This is a genomic window from Candidatus Omnitrophota bacterium, assembly GCA_028699255.1.
GTDB lineage: Bacteria > Omnitrophota > Gorgyraeia > 2-01-FULL-45-10 > 2-01-FULL-45-10 > FEN-1322.
On record JAQVUX010000030.1, the window covers coordinates 1 to 2,606 of the forward strand.

A 2,606-nucleotide genomic window follows, 5' to 3' on the forward strand; every position below is an offset into this window, starting at 1 on the left:
CGAGACCTGAAAATAACCGGCGCTATCCCAGTCGCGAGCCTCGGCCTGACTTTTGATCTCCCTGGTTCAGATAATCTCACTGGTTCTGATAACCTCCTCAGCCCTGATAATCTTCTCAGCTCTGATAACCTCCCTGGTTCTGATAACCTCCGAGGTGGAACCAGTCTAAGTAATTCCTCCTCGGAGGTTGGCACCGGTCTCGGAGGCGTGACTGTTGCTGATAACCGTGTTGCCGATAACCGCGTAGGTGCGACTGTTGCCGATAACCGCGTAGGTGCGACCAGTCTAAGTAATCGCTCCTACGCGGTTGACCAGCAGATCCTCACCATCCCCGTCGAACTAAAACCGGACGGCCTCTACATCCTCGGCACCGACACCATCAATATTAACGGCCTCGACCAGACAGGCCTCTCCGTCATCGTGATGGAAAATGCGATGGAAAATAGGGACTGTCCCCCAGGTGGGGATATGACTAAGGTGGGGACTGTCCCATTTTCCCGAAGTGATCTCCTCCTCTTTAACGGCTCCAAAATCGCCATCGACGGCTCTGTTATCTCAATAGCCTCGGGTAGCGCGTTCTTCTATGACGCGACCGTTGCTGATAACCGTGTTGCTGATAACCGCGTAGGTGCGACCAGTCTAAGTAATCGCTCCTACGCGGTTGACCAGCAGACCCTCGGTGCGACCAGTCTAAGTAATCGCTCCTACGCGGTTGACCAGCAGACTCTCATCTCCCCCGAGGCTGGCACCGCTCTCGGCACCGGCCCCTCGCTCTCCGAGTCTCTCGCCGACTCTAATCTCACTCCCATCCAGAGCCTCTTCGCCCCGGCGCTCGCCTGGGCTGACTCCGCAACAGGCGCCAAGGCCTTCACATTCACCGACAATGTCTACACCATCGCCTCCGACGGCTCCAAAATCGCCATCGACGGCTCTTCCATCTCGATAGTCTCGGGTAGCGCGTTCTTCTATGACGCGACCCTCACTGATAACCGCGTAGGTGCGACCAGTCTAAGTAATCGCTCCTACGCGGTTGACCAGCAGACCCTCGGTGCGACCAGTCTAAGTAATCGCTCCTACGCGGTTGACCAGCAGACCCTCATCTCCCCCGAGGCTGGCACTGCTCTCGGCACCGCGCCCTCGCTCTCCGAGTCTCTCGCCGACTCTAATCTCACTCCCATCCAGAGCCTCTTCGCCCCGGCGCTCGCCTGGGCTGACTCTGCAACAGGTGCCAAGGCCTTCACATTCACCGAGAACGTCTACACCATCGCCTCCGACGGCTCCATAGTCGCCATAACCGGCGTCTTCGATATCGCAAACGACAAAATCGTCGTATCATCCTACGATAAATTCATAGGAGACGAATCGCTTCTTCCAAATGCCAAGCGCCCTGCGCAGATGGAGTCCATAGGCGGTTATCTCGATAATCTCGTTAATGAGAAAATAGATCCCGTCATATGGCCCGCTATCCAGAAATTTGCTCAAGACAACCCAGGATACAGTCCCATTACTATGCTACAGTTTATCTCAACAACCCTTAAAGATTATGGTGTAAGAGATAGCGTTATGTGCGCAAGCGTTTACATGATTGCCTGCTATCTTGTTACCGATATCCCGGGCGCAAGCGAGGCTATGTTAAGGCTTGCGTTGAGTTTCGCGGAAGGAACAGTGAAGGAATATGTACAATTCGCCCTGGAATCGGGTGTAGCTTCGGTAGGTATCGCTCTGCAGAACCTTACAACCCAATTCATCGGCTTTAAAGTGGACATTGGCTCAAGTATAAGTATAATAAAAGATGCATGGAATGCCGTCAGTGAAAAATTCACCAGTCTTGTTGCCAGCATGACAAGCGGCGATGCTTTAAGAGCGGCAAAAGAGATAGGTTATACCGCGGGTGAGGCATGTGGTGTATATCTTTTCATACAGACGATGGGAGCAGTTTTACCAGAGTTCTTGGCGTTTAAAAACGAAATTAAGGACTTTATAGGAGGCATCAAGAATGCTACTATTGGAAAAGTTATGGAAGTGGGGAAAAAGATCGCGGTTAGAAGAGGCATTGGAAGCGGCACGGAGTATACGTCCGCGCTTGGAGAAGTTAGCGCCTGGTCTTACGGAGAAACTGGCACCATATCTGGAACGCTCAGATCAAATAATTATTCATTGCGAAGCTACATTGCGGGATTGGGACAATCTCTCGAAGGAGGATATACAGAAACGGTCGGATATGATACTCTTAGAGACGAGGGATTTGCAAAAAGCATTAGTAGCGAGAGACAAGGAGTTAGTAGCGAGAGACAAGGAGTTAGTCTGTTTGGAGAAGGATTACAGATCTTGGCAGAAGGAATTAGCAAACTTGCGTCAGAGTTCAAAGGAGCCTGTAAGAGCGCATACGCCGATTTCACAATCAACAGATTTGGAGAAGAGGCGCAAAGTATTATTGCGGGAGCAACAGGACTTGGTGAAGCGTGGGGCAGTGCTTGGAGTCAAAGCGGTCTACGATCAGGATGGCTGGCTTACGGGGTAGGGGCTATCGCTCTTTCTAATATAGGTATTTACACAGGCGAAGGTTTCGCAGTAACAACGTCTGCCGTTGCAAAGGATACCGCCTC

General features: G+C 51.8%; 1 protein-coding gene. It reads left to right on the forward strand.

Features of this window, described 5'->3' with window-relative positions; translation table 11 throughout:
- Window positions 1-207: 207 nt before the first annotated feature.
- The coding region (locus PHS46_08680; protein MDD3906575.1) for a hypothetical protein at window positions 208-2,606 on the forward strand (2,399 nt) is incomplete at its 3' end.